The organism is Salinibacterium sp. ZJ70 (genome assembly GCF_011751865.2).
Classification (GTDB): domain Bacteria; phylum Actinomycetota; class Actinomycetes; order Actinomycetales; family Microbacteriaceae; genus Homoserinibacter.
In genome coordinates this window covers 461,258-476,232 of the sequence record NZ_CP061770.1, presented here as the reverse complement: position 1 = coordinate 476,232, position 14,975 = coordinate 461,258, and the positions used below count along the sequence as shown (strand labels likewise).

The 14,975-nt window shown below is 69.4% G+C and carries 16 protein-coding genes; 11 read left to right on the top strand and 5 right to left on the bottom strand.

Annotated features, from left to right (window positions below):
- The first annotated feature begins 30 nt into the window (after positions 1-30).
- The 4 genes from HCR12_RS02320 to HCR12_RS02305 are packed head-to-tail and all read left to right on the top strand — an operon-like array spanning position 31 to position 4,130.
- Entirely contained in the window at positions 31-873 is an 843-nt protein-coding gene (locus HCR12_RS02320; RefSeq protein WP_166868168.1) for an enoyl-CoA hydratase, read from the top strand.
- Positions 870-2,039, top strand: a complete 1,170-nt coding sequence (locus tag HCR12_RS02315) for an acyl-CoA dehydrogenase family protein (protein ID WP_166868170.1) — start codon at positions 870-872, stop codon at positions 2,037-2,039. The genes HCR12_RS02320 and HCR12_RS02315 overlap by 4 nt, the downstream gene beginning before the upstream one ends.
- Positions 2,039-3,001, top strand: a complete 963-nt coding sequence (locus HCR12_RS02310; RefSeq protein WP_166868172.1) for an acyl-CoA dehydrogenase family protein — start codon at positions 2,039-2,041, stop codon at positions 2,999-3,001. The genes HCR12_RS02315 and HCR12_RS02310 overlap by 1 nt, the downstream gene beginning before the upstream one ends.
- Positions 3,002-3,011: 10 nt before the next feature.
- Positions 3,012-4,130 (top strand): acyl-CoA dehydrogenase family protein, encoded by a 1,119-nt coding sequence (locus HCR12_RS02305; protein ID WP_224763594.1) that lies wholly within the window; start codon positions 3,012-3,014, stop codon positions 4,128-4,130.
- Here HCR12_RS02305 and HCR12_RS02300 read toward each other — a convergent pair.
- Complete coding sequence (locus HCR12_RS02300; protein WP_166868176.1) at positions 4,103-4,735, bottom strand: gamma carbonic anhydrase family protein; 633 nt, start codon at positions 4,733-4,735, stop codon at positions 4,103-4,105. The two genes, HCR12_RS02305 and HCR12_RS02300, sit on opposite strands and share 28 nt — an antisense overlap.
- 62 nt (positions 4,736-4,797) lie before the next feature.
- Here HCR12_RS02300 and HCR12_RS02295 point away from each other — a divergent pair, with 62 nt between their 5' ends.
- The 3 genes from HCR12_RS02295 to HCR12_RS02285 all read left to right on the top strand — a co-directional run bounded on the left by HCR12_RS02295 (position 4,798) and on the right by HCR12_RS02285 (position 6,987).
- Positions 4,798-5,307 carry a VOC family protein gene (locus HCR12_RS02295; protein ID WP_166868178.1) on the top strand — a complete coding sequence of 170 codons (510 nt, stop codon included), beginning with the start codon at positions 4,798-4,800 and terminating at the stop codon, positions 5,305-5,307.
- 61 nt (positions 5,308-5,368) lie between these two features.
- Positions 5,369-6,235: a CoA transferase subunit A gene (locus tag HCR12_RS02290; protein ID WP_166868179.1), complete on the top strand. Its 867-nt coding sequence runs from the start codon at positions 5,369-5,371 to the stop codon at positions 6,233-6,235.
- Positions 6,232-6,987, top strand: a complete 756-nt coding sequence (locus HCR12_RS02285; protein ID WP_166868181.1) for a CoA-transferase subunit beta — start codon at positions 6,232-6,234, stop codon at positions 6,985-6,987. The genes HCR12_RS02290 and HCR12_RS02285 overlap by 4 nt, the downstream gene beginning before the upstream one ends.
- Before the next feature lie 3 nt (positions 6,988-6,990).
- Here HCR12_RS02285 and HCR12_RS02280 read toward each other — a convergent pair whose 3' ends face one another.
- Positions 6,991-7,596, bottom strand: a complete 606-nt coding sequence (locus HCR12_RS02280) for a TetR/AcrR family transcriptional regulator (protein ID WP_166868183.1) — start codon at positions 7,594-7,596, stop codon at positions 6,991-6,993.
- A gap of 119 nt (positions 7,597-7,715) precedes the next feature.
- Here HCR12_RS02280 and HCR12_RS02275 point away from each other — a divergent pair, with 119 nt between their 5' ends.
- The gene (locus HCR12_RS02275) at positions 7,716-9,347 is read left to right on the top strand and encodes an AMP-binding protein (protein ID WP_224763592.1); all 1,632 of its coding nucleotides are present in this window, start codon (positions 7,716-7,718) and stop codon (positions 9,345-9,347) included.
- 55 nt (positions 9,348-9,402) lie between these two features.
- Here HCR12_RS02275 and HCR12_RS02270 read toward each other — a convergent pair whose 3' ends face one another.
- Positions 9,403-10,623 (bottom strand): acetyl-CoA C-acetyltransferase, encoded by a 1,221-nt coding sequence (locus tag HCR12_RS02270; RefSeq protein WP_166868185.1) that lies wholly within the window; start codon positions 10,621-10,623, stop codon positions 9,403-9,405.
- Positions 10,620-11,423 carry an SDR family oxidoreductase gene (locus HCR12_RS02265; RefSeq protein WP_166868187.1) on the bottom strand — a complete coding sequence of 268 codons (804 nt, stop codon included), beginning with the start codon at positions 11,421-11,423 and terminating at the stop codon, positions 10,620-10,622. The genes HCR12_RS02270 and HCR12_RS02265 overlap by 4 nt, the downstream gene beginning before the upstream one ends.
- Before the next feature lie 63 nt (positions 11,424-11,486).
- On the opposite strand from HCR12_RS02265, the gene HCR12_RS02260 reads away from it, so the two are divergent.
- Genes HCR12_RS02260 through HCR12_RS02250 form a run of 3 tightly spaced genes read left to right on the top strand, consistent with a single transcriptional unit; the run spans position 11,487 to position 14,211 of the window.
- Positions 11,487-12,362 (top strand): TIGR03619 family F420-dependent LLM class oxidoreductase, encoded by an 876-nt coding sequence (locus HCR12_RS02260; protein ID WP_166868190.1) that lies wholly within the window; start codon positions 11,487-11,489, stop codon positions 12,360-12,362.
- Positions 12,359-12,817, top strand: coding sequence for an acyl-CoA thioesterase (locus HCR12_RS02255; protein WP_166868192.1), 459 nt, complete (start codon positions 12,359-12,361; stop codon positions 12,815-12,817). Before HCR12_RS02260 ends, HCR12_RS02255 begins: the two co-directional genes overlap by 4 nt.
- On the top strand, positions 12,814-14,211 hold the full coding sequence (locus HCR12_RS02250; protein ID WP_166868194.1) for an MFS transporter: 1,398 nt from the start codon (positions 12,814-12,816) through the stop codon (positions 14,209-14,211). The genes HCR12_RS02255 and HCR12_RS02250 overlap by 4 nt, the downstream gene beginning before the upstream one ends.
- Here the strand turns inward: HCR12_RS02250 and HCR12_RS02245 are convergent.
- Positions 14,189-14,962 carry a hypothetical protein gene (locus HCR12_RS02245; RefSeq protein ID WP_166868196.1) on the bottom strand — a complete coding sequence of 258 codons (774 nt, stop codon included), beginning with the start codon at positions 14,960-14,962 and terminating at the stop codon, positions 14,189-14,191. The genes HCR12_RS02250 and HCR12_RS02245 overlap by 23 nt on opposite strands.
- Between the last annotated feature and the right edge of the window lie 13 nt (positions 14,963-14,975).

The following is a 14,975-nucleotide window of genomic DNA, read 5'->3' as shown; positions in this document are numbered from 1 at the left end:
TTGATTGGTCGATTCGAAAGGTGGGGCGCGATGACAGACACCGACGTCGTCACATACGAGCTCCGGGGGAGCACCGCGATCATCCGGCTCAACCGTCCGGAGTACCGCAACGCCCAGAACTCCCAGATGACCTACGCGCTCGACTCGGCCTTCGCACGTGCCGTCGACGACGATGAGGTCGCCGTCATCATCCTCGGCGGAGCGGGAACCCACTTCTGCGCTGGACACGACATCGGCACACCCGGACGCGACATCGACCAGAGCTTCGACCGCCGAGCGGTGATCTGGTGGGACCACGTCGGAGCCCTCGGCGCCGACTCGCGCATCGCGCGCGAATCCGAGGTCTACCTCGGGATGTGCCGTCGCTGGCGCGCCATCCCGAAGCCGGTCATCGCGATGGTGCAGGGGGCCTGCATCGCGGGCGGGCTCATGCTGGCCTGGTCGTGCGACTTCATCGTCGCGAGCGACGACGCCTTCTTCTCGGACCCGGTGGTGCAGATGGGCATCCCCGGGGTCGAATTCTTCGCCCACCCTTGGGTCATGAACCCGCGCGCAGCCAAGGAGTTCCTCTACACCGGCGAGCGGATGCCTGCCCAGCGTGCGTACGAACTCGGCATGGTCAACCATGTCGTCCCGCGCGACGAACTCGAAGACCGCACCCTCGCGATCGCGGAGCGGATCGCCCGCATGCCGCGGTTCGGGCTCGCCCTGACCAAGATGGCCGTCAACCAGGCCGAGGACCTCATGGGCATGCGCTCAGGCATGGACTCCATCTTCGGCCTCCACCACGTGGCGCACTCCCACAACGCCGAGGTGCAGTCCGACTCCCTTGGCAACATCAACGTGTCCGACATCAAGAAGGCGAGCGCATGAACCTCGACCTCACCCCCGAGCAGGACGCCTTCCGTCTCGAGGCTCGCACCTGGCTGGCCGAGAACGTGCCAGTCTCCCCGCTGCCCTCGATGGACAGCGAAGCAGGATTCCGCGCCCATCGGGAATGGGAGGCCACCCTGCACGCGGGCGGATGGTCGGTCGTCTCCTGGCCCGCCGAGTACGGCGGGCGCGACGCCGGACTGATCGAATGGGTGCTGTTCGAGGAGGAGTACTACCTCTCCGGCGCCCCCACGCGCGTCTCCCAGAACGGGATCTCGCTGCTCGCGCCGATCCTGTTCGAGTACGGCACTCCCGAGCAGCACGCCCGCTACCTCCCGCACATGACCGACGGCTCGCTCATCTGGGCACAGGCGTGGTCGGAGCCGGGCGCTGGCAGCGATCTCGCGAGCATCCGCAGCACCGCTACCCGTGACAACGCGCGCGGCGGATGGCTCCTCAACGGGCAGAAGACGTGGAGCTCGCGCGCTGTCTGGGCCGACCGCGGATTCGGACTGTTCCGCTCCGACCCGAGCGCGTCGCGTCACGCGGGCCTCACCTACTTCCTGTTCCCGCTCGACGCCGAGGGCATCACGGTGCGCCCGATCACCCAGATCGACGGCGACACCGGATTCGCCGAGATCTACTTCGACGACGTCTTCGTTCCCGACAGCGACGTGCTGGGCGCCCCCGGGGACGGCTGGCGCGTGGCGATGAGCACCGCCGGCAACGAGCGGGGGTTGTCGTTGCGTGCGCCCGGTCGGTTCCTCGCCGCGAGCGCCCGTCTCACCGAGCTGTTCCGCGAGCGCGGCACGGTCGGCACCCGCACCGCCGACGACGTGGTCGACGCATGGATCGGAGCGCAGGCGTACCGCCTCTTCACCTGGGGCACCGTCAGCCGGATGCTCGACGGGGAGTCGGTCGGCGCCGAGGGCAGCATGAACAAGGTCTTCTGGTCGGAGCTCGACCGGGACATCCAGGCGACGGGACTGCGGATGCTGGGAGCCGAAGGCGAGCTGCGCGGCAGCGGTGCCGTCGACGGTGGCCGCTGGGTCGACGACTACCTCTTTTCCCTCGCCGGCCCGATCTACGCGGGCACGAACGAAATCCAGCGCAACATCATCGCGGAGCGCATCCTCGGGCTTCCGCGCGACGGAAAGAAGGCGTGATGCGCTTCCTGTCCACCGACGAGCAGCTCGCGATCGTCGACGCAGTCGACGACATCATCTCGGCCAACGGCGGAGCCCGGGTCGCCCGCGCCTGGGTCGACGGCGACACCGCGCCGGGGCTCGCCCTGTGGGCGCAGCTCGCCGAGGCGGGCCTCATGGGCCTGCGCGTCGACGAGGCACTGGGCGGCTTCGGCGGCTCCACGAGCGACCTCGTCGTGGTCGCGGAGCGCCTGGGCTGGCACAGCGTGCCCGGACCGATGCTCGAGAGTATCGCGCTCCTGCCGCACCTCGTCGACGACGAGGATCGCGCCGGCCTCGCCGACGGCACGCTCATCGGCACCGCTACCGTCGCCGGCATCGCCCCGCTCGCGCTCGACGCGCACGTCGCGAACCGCCACTACGCGATCGCCGAATCGCACGTGGCGGCCGCCGACCCCGGGGGGGCGATCGCCTCCATCGACCCAGCGCGGAGGCTGTTCCCGCTCACCGCCACGGGAAGCCCCCGTGATGTCGACCCCGCCGTCATCGCATCAGCGGTGGACGAGACGACTCTCGCCTGTGCGGCGGGACTCGTCGGCACGGGTGAGCGCCTCCTCGCAGAGTCCGTCGAGTACGCGAAGGTCCGCGAGCAATTCGGGGCGCCTGTAGGCCAGTACCAGTCGCTCAAGCACCAGCTCGCCGATGTGCGCGTGGCGCTGAGCTTCGCCCGGCCGCTCGTCTGGGGCGCAGCCCTCAGCGCGGGCACGAGCAAGCATTCTCGCGACGTGTCGGCCGCCAAGGTCGCAGCGGGCGCAGCGGCGCGCCTGGCGGCTCAGACCGCGCTGCAGGTGCACGGCGCCATCGGCTACACCCGCGAGCACGATGTGAGCATCTGGCTCGCCCGCGCGGTCGCCCATGACCAGGCCTGGGGCACCCAGGAGCACCACCGCGACCGCATCGCCCGCAGCCTTCTCGCCTCCTAAGGACAGCACAGTGGACACCGGACTCACCGAAGAGCAGAGCGAACTCGCGGGCGCCGTCCGCGCACTTCTCGAACGCCACGCGCCCACGGGCGCGTCCCGCGCCGCCGCGGAGAGCCCTTCCGGCTTCGACGCGAAGCTGTGGGGGATGCTCGTCGAGGAGATGGGCGCGGCGGCCGTGGCGATCCCCGAGGAGTTCGACGGATTGGGCGCGACCCTCGTCGAGGCGGGCATCGTGCTCGAAGAGCTCGGCTACTCTCTCGCGCCGACGCCCTACCTCGCCTCGGCGATGCTCGCCGGTCAGGCGATCCTCGCCGCTGGCGAGGCCGACAGCTGCGCGCGCTTACTGCCCGCGATCGCCTCAGGCAGCCAGCGCGCCGCCCTCGCGTGGGCTGCTCCGAGCGGACGCTGGGATCCGACGGCTGTGGGGATCGCTGCGGCGCCGCGCGACGACGCCTGGATGCTCACCGGATCCGCGCCGCTCGTGCTCGACGGCGAGGGTGCGGACGTGCTCATCGTCCTCGCGCGCACTCCCGACGGCCCCGCGCTGTTCGAGCTTGGGGCGATGGATGACGCGACCATCACGCCCACGCCGGCGCTGGACCCGATGCTGCGCGTCGCGCGCGTCGAGCTCGAGGCCGCGCAGGCTCGCCTGCTGAGCGCGGATGCGGACGTCATCTCGCGCATCGCCACGCTCGCTCGCGCATCCATCAGCGCGATGCAGGTGGGGGTGGCCCAGCGGGCGCTCGATATGACGGTCGAGTACTCACTGCAGCGCGTGCAGTTCGGGCGCCAGATCGGCTCCTTCCAGGCACTCAAGCATCGGATGGCCGATATGCACGTGAAGGTCGAGACGGCGCGCTCCATCGCGCGTGCTGCCACCGCGGCTCTCGCCGCGGGCGACCCCGACGCCGAGCGTCTGTCGCTCGCCGCGAAGTCGTGGTGCAGCGAGGCGCTCTCTCTCACGGCGAGCGAAGCCATCCAGCTGCACGGCGGCATCGCGATCACCTGGGAGCACGACGCGCACCTGATCTTCAAGCGCGCCCACGCCCTCGGCCAGCTGTTCGGGCAGCCCCACGAGGTGCGACGCGCCTACGCGGCGCATCAGGTGGGAGCGTCCGCTTCGTCCTGATGCCCGCGTCGTTCGTGAAGCGGGCGGGCGACGTCCGCCCCGGTGCTCACGCGGGGGCGTGCCTCGTCAGCCCACGGCAGCGGAGCGACCTCGACGAGCGTCGCGAGGCTGCGTGCCGCGAGGTTCTGATACACCCGCACGCCGTTGCGCTTCCACTCGAGAGTGTCGTCGTCGAGCTCGCGCACGATCTGCACGGGCCGGCCGAGCGCGAGCATGCGCGGCGGAATCTGCTTCTGGGCAGGCACGAGCGAGCCCGCGGCGACGAGCGCGTCGTCCCCGATCTCGGCGCCGTCGAGCACGATCGCGCCGATCCCCACGAGGGCGAACGATCCGACGGTGCACCCATGGAGCACTGCAGAGTGACCGATGTGGCCGTTCGGCCGGATGACGGCGTCCTGACCCGGGAAGGCGTGGATCACGCACGAGTCCTGCACGTTCGCCCCCTCGCCGACGATGATCCGGCCGAAGTCGCCCCGCAGGCTGGCGTGCGGTCCGATGTAGCAGTCCGCCCCGACCTCCACGTCGCCGATGAGGCTCGCGGTCGGGTGCACGAAGGCGCGGGGGTGCACGACGGGGATCACGCCGTCGATCGCGTAGGCGGGCACGGGTCCCTCTCTCTCCTGCGGCGCGGGTAGGCTCTGCGTCACAACCAAGCGTTAGGTGGGTCTTGAGGAGTTCACTTCACCACATCGGCATCACGGTGAGCAACATCGACGAGGCCATCCGCTTCTACTCGGCGGTGAGTGCAGGGAGCGCGACGGGTCCCCTGATCAAGTCGGGCCCTGCCGTCGAAGCCGTGACGGGGGCGAGCGGAGCCCAGATCGCGCAGGCGTTCGTCACCCCCGCAGGCGGCGGCGCCGTCATCGAGCTGCTCGAGTACCGCGGGGCCCCTGGGGACCCGATCGATCCGCAACCCTCGCGCGTCGGCTCGTGCCACGCCGCGCTCATCGTCGCGGATCTGGACGACGCGCTCGCGCGTGCCGCGACACTCGGCGTCGCCCCGACGAGCGCACCCCAGGTCGCCACACAGGGTCCGTTGGAGGGCTGGCGCTACGTGTATCTCATCGGCCCGGACGAGGTGCGTCTCGAGCTTCTCGAGGCCCCCCAGCCGCGGGAACACAGCGTGCCGCACTGCCCCTCGCGGCCACATCCGGCGACCTCAGCCATGCTAGCCTGACACCAAACAAGCGCTAGGTTTTTGCGGTCGATCCGCGATGAGCAACACCCGAGGAGCACCGATGCCCGACAAGATCACACCCCTGAGCGAGGCTGTGAGCCTCATCGAGAGCGGCATGACGATCGGCATCGGCGGATGGGGTTCACGCCGCAAGCCCATGGCCCTCGTACGCGAGCTGCTGCGCACCGACGTGACCGACCTGACCGTCGTCGCCTTCGGCGGCCCCGACGTGGGACTGCTCGTCGACGCCGGCAAGGTGCGCAGACTCGTATACGGGTTCGTCTCGCTCGACAGCATCCCGCTCGACCCCCTCTTCACGCAGGCGCGCGAGCGCGGCGGACTCGACGTCACCGAATACGACGAGGGCATGTTCGTCGCGGGCCTCAAGGCCGCGGCCGCCCGCCTCGACTTCATGCCCATCCGCGCGGGCATCGGATCCGATGTACTCCCCGCCAACCCCGACCTGCGCATGGTGAGCTCGCCCTACAGCGACGAGCAGTACGTCGCGGTGCCCGCCCTCCAACTCGACGTGGCGCTCATCCACATGAACCGCTCCGACGCGGGTGGGAACGGCCAGTTCCTCGGCCCCGACCCCTACTTCGACGACCTCTTCGCCATGGCGGCCACGCGCACGATCATGTCGACCGAGAAGATCATCCCCACCGCGTCGCTTCTCGACGACGCGAGCTTCCACACCCTGCTCGTAAGCCGGATGTACGTGGATGCCGTCGTCGAGACGCCGCGGGGAGCCCACTTCACCACGTGCGCACCGGACTACGAGCGGGACGAGGCGTTCCAGCGTCACTACGCAGCCGCAGCCAAGGACCCCGCGGCGTGGCAGGCGTTCCGTGAGGAGTTCCTCTCCGGAGACGAGTCCAGCTACCAGGAAGCCGTTACCCGCTTCCACGCCCAGGAGGGAGCACGATGAGCAACGCCACCATCGCGGAGATCTGCGTCGCGGCCTGCGCTGACACCTATCTCGAATCCGGCGAGATTCTCGCGCATGCCGTGGGTACCATCCCCACCATCGGCGCCCGCCTCGCGAAGCTCACTTCCTCCCCCGACATCGTTCTCACCGACGGCGAGGCGTTCCTGATGGCCGAGCCGCCGCCGCTCGGGCGCTCGGCCTCTGCAGGCGGCGTAGTCGAAGGCTGGGCGCCATTCGGGCGCATCTTCGAGATCCTCGCCACCGGACGGCGCCAGTCGATGATGGGCGCCAGCCAGATCGACCGGTTCGGCAACCAGAACATCTCGCTGATCGGCGACTGGAGCGCCCCGCGCCGCCAGCTGATCGGCGTGCGCGGCGCCCCGGGCAACACCGCCAACCACCGTGTGGACTACTGGGTGCCACGCCACTCGGCCCGCGTCTTCGTCGACAAGGTCGACATGGTCTCGGGCGTGGGCAACGACCGCGCGCGCGAGCACGCCCGCGAGCTGCGGTTCCATCAGCTCGGTGTGGTGGTGACCGACCTCGCAGTGCTCGACTTCGACTCGGACGGCGCCATGCGCGTGCGGTCGGTGCACCCCGGCGTCGATCCCGCGACTGTCGAGGAGCAGACCGGCTTTCCGATCGATGCGAGCGCGGCTCCGGCGACGCGCATCCCGTCGGGCGAGGAGCTCCGCATCATCCGCGAGGTCCTCGACCCGCGCGGCGCTCGCACGCGCGAAATCCCCGACTGAACGTCAGCTGCTGACGAGTCCGCCGTGAAGCAGGTCGAGGTAGTGGGCGCTCAGGCTCTGCGCCGTGTGGCGCCCGCCCGGCTTGAACCAGCGCACCGTCGACCACACCGCGTCGCGGATGAAGCGGTAGGCGATGCCGGCGTCGATCGTGTCGCGGAACACCCCCTGGCGCTGACCATCCTGGATGACAGCGAGCCAGATCTCCTCGATGCGACGGCTCTTCTCGCCCACGAACTCGAAGCCCGGTTGACGAAGCAGGAACGCGGACTCGTTCTGGTAGAGACCGACCGCCGCAGGCTTCTGCTCGATCGTCTCGAACGAGTGCTCGATGAGCCGGTCGAGGATCACCCGCGGGCTGTCGCCGCTCGACGCGATCTCCTCGAAGCGCTCGAGCAACGGGTCCATGAAGCTGCGCAGCACCTCCTCGAGGATCTCCTCCTTCGACGCAAAGTGGTGGTACAGGCTCCCAGAGAGGATGCCCGCCTCGTCGGCGATGTCGCGCACGGTCGTCGCCGTGTAGCCGCGCTCGGCGATAAGCTTCGCGGCGATCGCCAGAAGCTGCGCGCGGCGCTCGGACCCGTGCTCGGTCCGCTCCGTCTTCGGGCTCATTCGGGTCTCCCTCACCTCAGTGACCAATCAAGCACTTGCTCAAGTCTGCCGCATCCCGGCTCATCTTCAGCACACAATCGACACAAGCGCTCCGCGAACCGCCTCCAGAAAGGACGACAGTGACGTCGCTCTCCACCGCCCGCACCATCCCCCAGCTCCTTGCAGAGCGGGCGCAGCTCGACGCCCACCCCGCACTCGTGGACGGAAGCCGAGTGGTCAGCTACCGCGAACTCTCGGAACTCTCACATCATGCGGCGCGAGCCTACCTTGCCGACGGCGTCACGCGCGGGGATCGAATCGCCATCTGGGCAGAGAACCGCATCGAATTCGCCCTCGCGCTCCTCGGAGCACAGCTCATCGGGGCGAGCGTGGTGCCGCTCAACACCCGATTCACCGGCCGCGAAGCAGCCGAGCTGCTCGAGCGTTCCGGGGCGCGAGTGCTCGTCGTCTCTGACGGCTTCCTCGGCAAATCCTACGCGGGGATGTTGCGCGATGCCCTCGCCGATCAGGCCGCCGCCGGCAGCGGACCCGTTCCTGCGCTCCCGACCCTGCGCACCATCGTGCACCTGGACGATGCGACCGGCACCGACGACCACGAGTGGGCCGGATACCTCGCACGCGGAGCCGCGGTCAGCGAAGACGCGCTGAGCGCCGCGACCGCGCAGGTGAGCCCCGACGACATCGCCGACCTCCTCTTCACCTCCGGCACGACTGGCGCGCCCAAGGGCGTGCCGAGCACGCAGCGGCAGACCATCAGCGTCGCCTACGCCTGGGCCCTCGGGGCTGAGCTCTCGCCGTCCGACAGGTACGCGGTCGTCAACCCCATGTTCCACGGCTTCGGCTACAAGGCCGGGCTCATCACGTGCATCGTCGCCGGCGCCACGGTCTACCCCCTCGCGACCCTCGACACCACGGGACTCCTGGACCTGATCGAGCGCGAGCGCATCAGTGTGCTCCCCGGCGTCCCCACGGTGTTCACCTCCCTCCTCGACCATCCCGAGGTGGCCACCCGTGACACGTCGTCGCTGCGCTTCGCCACCGCAGGCGCCGCGACAGCCCCCGAGACCCTCTTCCAGGACATGAAGAGCGTTCTCGGCTTCGATCGCGTCGCACAGGCCTACGGGCTCAGCGAATGCGTCGTCGCCACCATGACGCGCAAGGAAGACGACATCGATCACGTCAAACAGACCTCGGGTCCTGCCGTCGCTGGCATCGAGATCAAGGTCGTCAACGCAGACGGGGTGGCCGTGGCGACGGGCGAGGACGGCGAGATCCTCCTGCGGGGCGCGGACGTGATGCGCGGCTACTACGACGACCCAGAGGCCACCGCGGCCGCGATCGACCCCGACGGCTGGCTCCACACGGGCGACATCGGCCAGCTCGACGAGCACGGCTGCCTCAAGATCACCGACCGCCTCAAGGACATGTACATCGTCGGCGGATTCAACGTGTACCCGGCAGAGATCGAGAACGTGCTGCGCAAGCATCCCGCGGTCAACGAGTCAGCGGTCATCGGCATCGACGACGCGCGCCTCGGGAATGTGGGCCGCGCCTACGTCGTGCTTCGCCATGACGCCCCCGCCGACATCACCCCCGAGTCGCTGCACGACTTCTGCCGCACCCACCTCGCGAATTTCAAGGTGCCCCGCGAGTTCGTCTTCGTGAGCGACTTCCCGCGAACCGGTGCGGGCAAGATCCTCAAGGGAGAGCTGCGCGACCGCGCTCGCCAGGAAACAGCAGCTCGCGCCTGATGCGCGAGAAGGGGTCGGTCCCACCACGGCCCGGCCCCTTCTGGTGCGCAGCGCCTCAGCTGAGGCGCTCGAGGATGAGAGCCATCCCCTGCCCGCCCGCCACGCACATCGTCTCGATCGCGAACTGCTCGTCGCGCTCCTGGAGGGCGTGGATCGCCGTGGTCGCCAGGCGCGCGCCCGTCATACCGAACGGATGGCCGAGCGCGATCGCCCCGCCGTTGACGTTGACGCGCTCCGGGTCGATGCCGATCTCGTCGATCGCGGGCAGCACCTGCGCGGCGAACGCCTCGTTGAGCTCCATGATGTCCATGTCGCCGATCGACATGCGCGCGCTCGCGAGGGCGCGGCTCACGGCGTCGACAGGCCCGAGACCCATGACCTCGGGACTGAGCGCCGATACACCCGTGGCCACGATGCGCGCGAGCGGGGTGAGACCGAGCTCGGCAGCCTTCGCGTCGCTCATGATGACGAGAGCGGCTGCGCCGTCGTTGAGCGGGCAGCAGTTGGCCGCGGTGACAGTGCCGTGCTCGCGGAACACGGGGTTCATCGCCGAGACCGCTTCGAGCGTCACGCCGCGACGCGGACCATCATCCGTCGTCACGAGCGAGCCATCCGCGAGCCGTACCGGGGTGATGTCGGTCTCCCAGAATCCGCGCATCGCGGCTGCTTCCGCGCGGTTCTGCGACAGCACGGCCCACTCGTCCTGCGCCCGGCGCGACACCGACTTCAGCTGAGCGACGTTCTCGGCCGTGTCGCCCATCTGGATGTAGATGTCGGGCAGCTCGCCCCGGGTGCGCGGATCCGACCACACGAAGTCGGGATCGGCCGCGTTCGCCGCGGTGCGCGCCATGGCCTCTGCGAAACGGGGGTGCTTGGTGTCGGGCATGCCGTCCGACTTGCCGGCGCCGAAGTGCGAGACCGATTCGACGCCCGCCGAGATGAACACGTCACCCTCCCCCGCCTTGATGGCATGGAACGCCATCCGGGTGGTCTGCAGCGACGACGAGCAGTACCGGTGCACTGTCGTGCCCGGAACGCTGTCGAGCCCGAGCTGGAGCGCCGCGATCCGGGCGATGTTGTACCCCTGGATCCCCGCGGGTTGCGCACAGCCCGTCATGAGGTCGTCGATCTGCGCCGGGTCGAGTTCGGGGATGCTTGCGAGGGCGGCGTCGATCATCTGCGCGAGCAGATCGTCGGGTCGCACATCTTTCAGCGATCCCTTGCCGGCGCGCCCGATCGGCGAGCGCACCGCCTGGACGATGACTGCTTCGGTCATGATGTTGCTCCTTGCGAACGGGTGACGAAACCTGCGTGGGGCGTGTGACTGAGGAAGGCGGGCCACTCGCCGCCGCCGTCGACATCGACGACGGCGCCTGTGATGTGGCTGGAGTGCGGGGCGGCGAGCATGACGCACGCCCAGCCGATCTCGAGCGGGTCGGCGAGCTGACCTCGCGGGATCGTCGCAGCCACCTTCGCGAACTGCTCCGCATCGCCGTAGTGCGACGCCGCTGCCTCCGTGGCGACGAGCCCGCAACTGACTGCGTTGACGCGCACCCGCGGCGCCCACTCGACGGCGAGGCTCTCGGTGAGGCTCTCCAGTGCGGCCTTCGCTGCGCCGTAGACAGCTGTGCCGGGGCTCGGGCGCCGCGCACTGATCGACGTGATGTTGATCACGCTCCCCTGAGGGGAGGCGGCAAGGTGCGGATGTGCGGCGCGCGCCACGAACGCCGCGGATAGGAAGTTGAGGTCGGTGAGCGCGCGCATGTAGCGCGCCGAGCCTTCTTCGAAGGCTCCGAAGGGCGACCCCCCCGCGTTGTTGACGACGACGTCGATGCGGCCACGTCGGGCGACCACGTCGGCTATCCAGCCTTCGACGGCGTCGGCGTCGCGTACGTCGAGCGAGCTGTAGGTGATACCGGGGTCATCGACGGGGGCGATCTCGGCGGATTCAGAGCGGCCGCATATCTCGACGAAGGCCCCGGCTTCGCGGAAGCGGGAGGCGATGCCCCTGCCGACGCCGCGCGCGCCGCCGGTGATGAGGACGACCCAGCCGCTCAGGTCGATCGCGATGGACATACGGTGCCTTTCCCTTGTGCACGAGCGGCGCCAGACTACCAACCAAATGCTAGGTTTGGCGATATGGAGCGCACGCCACGCACTGACATCCCGGCGCGGATCGGCCTCAACACCCCCGTTGTGACTACCTACCCGCCCCCCGCGGCCGGCTGGGAGACTCGCGCCGGGGCCGTCGAGCTGGCCCTCATCGCCGAGACCGCCGACCGCCTCGGGTACTCCCACCTGACCTGCGCCGAGCACACCGCCGTGCCCACGCAGATCGCCGACGAACGCGGCGGCACATACTGGGATCCACTCGCGACCCTCGCCTACCTCGCCGCGCGCACCGAACGCATCACCCTGTTCACCACCGTGCTCGTGCTCGGCTACCACCACCCGCTCCAGATCGCGAAGAGCTACGGCACCCTCGACCTCCTGAGCGGCGGCCGCGTCACGCTCGGCCTCGGGGTGGGCAGCCTCGAAGCAGAGTTCGCCCTCCTCGACGCGCCCTTCGAAGACCGCGGCGCCCGCGCCGACGACGCCATCGACGCCCTCCGCGCCGCCTGGGGCACCCCCAGACCGCACCACAACGGTCCGTACTACGCGTTCGACTCCGTCGACGTGACCCCCAGCTCCCCGCGGCGCCACGTCGACCTCATCCTCGGTGGCCGCACCGGGATCTCACTCCGCCGCGCGGTCCGCCGTGGCGACGGATGGGTGCCCTTCTCGCTCCCCCACGACACGGTGCAGCAGATGCTCGAGCGCGCCCAGCCTCCCGCCGACTTCCGCGTCGTGCTCGGCACCCCGCGACTCGACCCCATCGCCGCGCCCGAGGCAGCACTCGCCGAGCTCCGCAGCATGCGCACCGCAGGAGCCACCGACGCCAACGTCACCATCGACGCGACGAGCGCGAGCCATTACCTCGAGCAGCTCCACGCGCTCGCCGAGCTCCTCGCGTGAGCGCCACCGGACCCCGGAACCCCGACGGAAACTCCGGGACATCGCGCGCGCTCCACAGCCGCACCGTCCGCCTCAGCTACGCCGACACCGACCCCGCGGGCATCCTCTACTACGGCGCCTGGTTCCCCCAGATGGAGTATGTGCAGACGGAGTTCCTTTACCTGCAGGGAATCCACGCCGACCGACTCAAGAATGAGCGCGGGTGGTGGTTCGTGTCGCGCGCCACCGAATGCGAGTACCTCGCCGCCGCCGCGCTCTTCGACGAGATCCGGGTGGACATGCGCCTCGGCAGGGTCGGCACCTCCTCCGTGCGGTTCGAGTTCGAGATGACCCGCGTCTCCGACGGGGTGCGCGTTGCACGAGCCGCCAACACGATCGTGACCGTCTCCCCCGCGCAGACCACCGTGCCGATCCCCGACGATATGCGCGCGCGCCTTGAGACCTGGCAGGCATGACGTCCCGTCACCGTGAACTGCTCAGCATCGCGACCCTCGCCGGGGCGGGGATGCTGACATCGTTCCAGTTCACGCTCACCGTCCCGGCGCTACCAGAGATCCCCTCCGCGCTCGACGTCAGCGCGACGGACGCGGCTTGGGTGGTCACGATCAGCATGCTCGCCGGCACCATCGGCACCCCCATCGTGGCACGTATGGCCGACATGTACGGCAGGCGCCGCATCTTCATCGCCTGCCTCGCGATCCTCACCCTCGGCTCGATGCTGGCCGCCATCGGGATGACTTACACGACCGTCATGATCGGGCGCGCCTGCCAGGGCTTCGCCACATCTCTCGTGCCGATCGGCATCAGCATCATGCGCGAACAGCTCAGCCGCGAGCGCTCCTCGAGCGCGATCGCCGCCATGAGCGCGACGATCGGAATCGGATCGACGATCGGCCTGCCGCTCGCCGGCATCCTGCTCGAGGCCGGCGGAATCCCCGCCATCTTCTGGTTCTCTGCGATCCTGGGGGCTGTCTTCCTGATCCTCGTGCCGCTCTTCGTCACGCCGTCGCGCATCCGCAGCGGCGGGCGCTTCGACCTCGTCGGCGCGAGCATCCTCGCTGTCTGCCTCGCTGCGTTTCTGCTCGTCGTCTCGAAGGGGCTCGAGTGGGGCTGGGCCAGCACACCCACGCTCCTGTTCGCGAGCATCGCCGTGCTCGCCTTCGCCATCTGGATCCCGCACCAGCTGCGCACCCCGGACCCCGTCGTCAACCTGCGCACGAGCATGCGGCGCGGTGTGATGCAGACCAACATCGCCGCGTTTTTCGCCTCGGTGGGGATGTTCGCCAACCATTTCCTCACCCTCAATCAGGCACGCGCGCCCGAGAGCACCGGATCCGGGCTCGGGCTCGAGGCGACCCAGGCGGGTCTTCTGCTCATGCCGTCGGCGTTCATGCTCGTCGTGCTGTCCCCCGTCGTGGGCAAGGCACTCGGCCGCTACGGGGGTCGGATTCCGCTCGCGCTCGGCGCGGCCATCATGTCCGCGGGGTTCTGGATCCGACTCTGGACCGAGCCGAGCGTCGGATCGATCGTGCTGTGCACCTTCCTCGTGGGAGTGGGCACGGCGTTCGCCTTCGCTGCGACACCGACCCTCATCCTCGACTCGGTTCCGGCGCACGAGGCGGCTGCGGCGTCCGGGGTGAACGGGCTGATCCGGTCGCTCTCCGCCGCGATGACAAGCTCGGCCTTCGCACTGCTGATGACGGCCTACCCCTGGCACGGGAACGCTGAGTACCTCACCTCGGAGGGATTGGATGTGGGGTTCATCACCGTGGGCATCGCCGCCGCCCTCGCAGCGGCGATCGCCGTGGCGCTGCCGAAGGTGCGGCCTACCAGTCCTGCCAGGGGATGATCGTCGACAGCGGCGACGAGAACAGCACCTCTTCGGCGTCGCGGGCGAGGGCCGTCGCCGAACGGTCGACCTCGGCGGTGGTGTGTGCGATGGCGACGGAGGTCTCGATCGGGTCGCCATCGAGGTAGACCAGGCGCACCCGGAGGCTGCCAGGCTCGGGTGACTGGTCGTTTCCGAACGACAGCGAAGAGTGACGCTGAGCGTGGCTGAACGAGAACGTCCACGCCCCGGCGACGCCCGGAAGCCCGGTGAGCGCGGGCAGCAGCTCGGAGTTCTCCCAACGGTAGCGCTCGTGAGTCGCGAGCCCGTGGTGGTCGCGGTAGCGCGACATGGTGAGGTGGACGCCGCGGTTGGGTCGGAAAGGCAGCACCTCGCTGCTCACGCCGATGCGCCCGGCGGCGATGCCGGCGACGGGGCGGAAGAAGCCGAGGAAGGGGCGGGCGACCCCCGGGAAGATCGGGCCGCGGCCCCACTGGAACGACGCTTCGCCGAGCCGGTCCCACTCACGCAGCGACTCCTCGAGCGGCGAGCGGAACCAATACATCGCGGCGTAGTCGACGCCCGCGAATTCGGGGGATGTGCGACCGGCCTGGCCGCACTCGCCACGACGAGCCCAGCGTTGGCCGTGGGCGACGCCGGGCAGCGCGAGGTTCTCGGGGAGGTGGTCGAGCTGGTGCCACTCGTTGTACGCGCGGTGGGCGGTGGGGTCGGTCAACGCGATGAACGAGAAGAAGGCGAGGTCGGCGAACATGGAGCTCCTCAAG

Bases quoted from the DNA above. Each gene is read 5' to 3' on its own strand.
- HCR12_RS02270 (WP_166868185.1), bottom strand. From the start codon at position 10,623: ATGACCGAAGCAGTCATCGTCCAGGCGGTGCGCTCGCCGATCGGGCGC.
- HCR12_RS02320 (WP_166868168.1), top strand. From the start codon at position 31: ATGACAGACACCGACGTCGTCACATACGAGCTCCGGGGGAGCACCGCG.
- HCR12_RS02310 (WP_166868172.1), top strand. From the start codon at position 2,039: ATGCGCTTCCTGTCCACCGACGAGCAGCTCGCGATCGTCGACGCAGTC.
- HCR12_RS02260 (WP_166868190.1), top strand. From the start codon at position 11,487: ATGGAGCGCACGCCACGCACTGACATCCCGGCGCGGATCGGCCTCAAC.
- HCR12_RS02290 (WP_166868179.1), top strand. From the start codon at position 5,369: ATGCCCGACAAGATCACACCCCTGAGCGAGGCTGTGAGCCTCATCGAG.
- HCR12_RS02315 (WP_166868170.1), top strand. From the start codon at position 870: ATGAACCTCGACCTCACCCCCGAGCAGGACGCCTTCCGTCTCGAGGCT.
- HCR12_RS02250 (WP_166868194.1), top strand. From the start codon at position 12,814: ATGACGTCCCGTCACCGTGAACTGCTCAGCATCGCGACCCTCGCCGGG.
- HCR12_RS02285 (WP_166868181.1), top strand. From the start codon at position 6,232: ATGAGCAACGCCACCATCGCGGAGATCTGCGTCGCGGCCTGCGCTGAC.
- HCR12_RS02280 (WP_166868183.1), bottom strand. From the start codon at position 7,596: ATGAGCCCGAAGACGGAGCGGACCGAGCACGGGTCCGAGCGCCGCGCG.
- HCR12_RS02245 (WP_166868196.1), bottom strand. From the start codon at position 14,962: ATGTTCGCCGACCTCGCCTTCTTCTCGTTCATCGCGTTGACCGACCCC.
- HCR12_RS02265 (WP_166868187.1), bottom strand. From the start codon at position 11,423: ATGTCCATCGCGATCGACCTGAGCGGCTGGGTCGTCCTCATCACCGGC.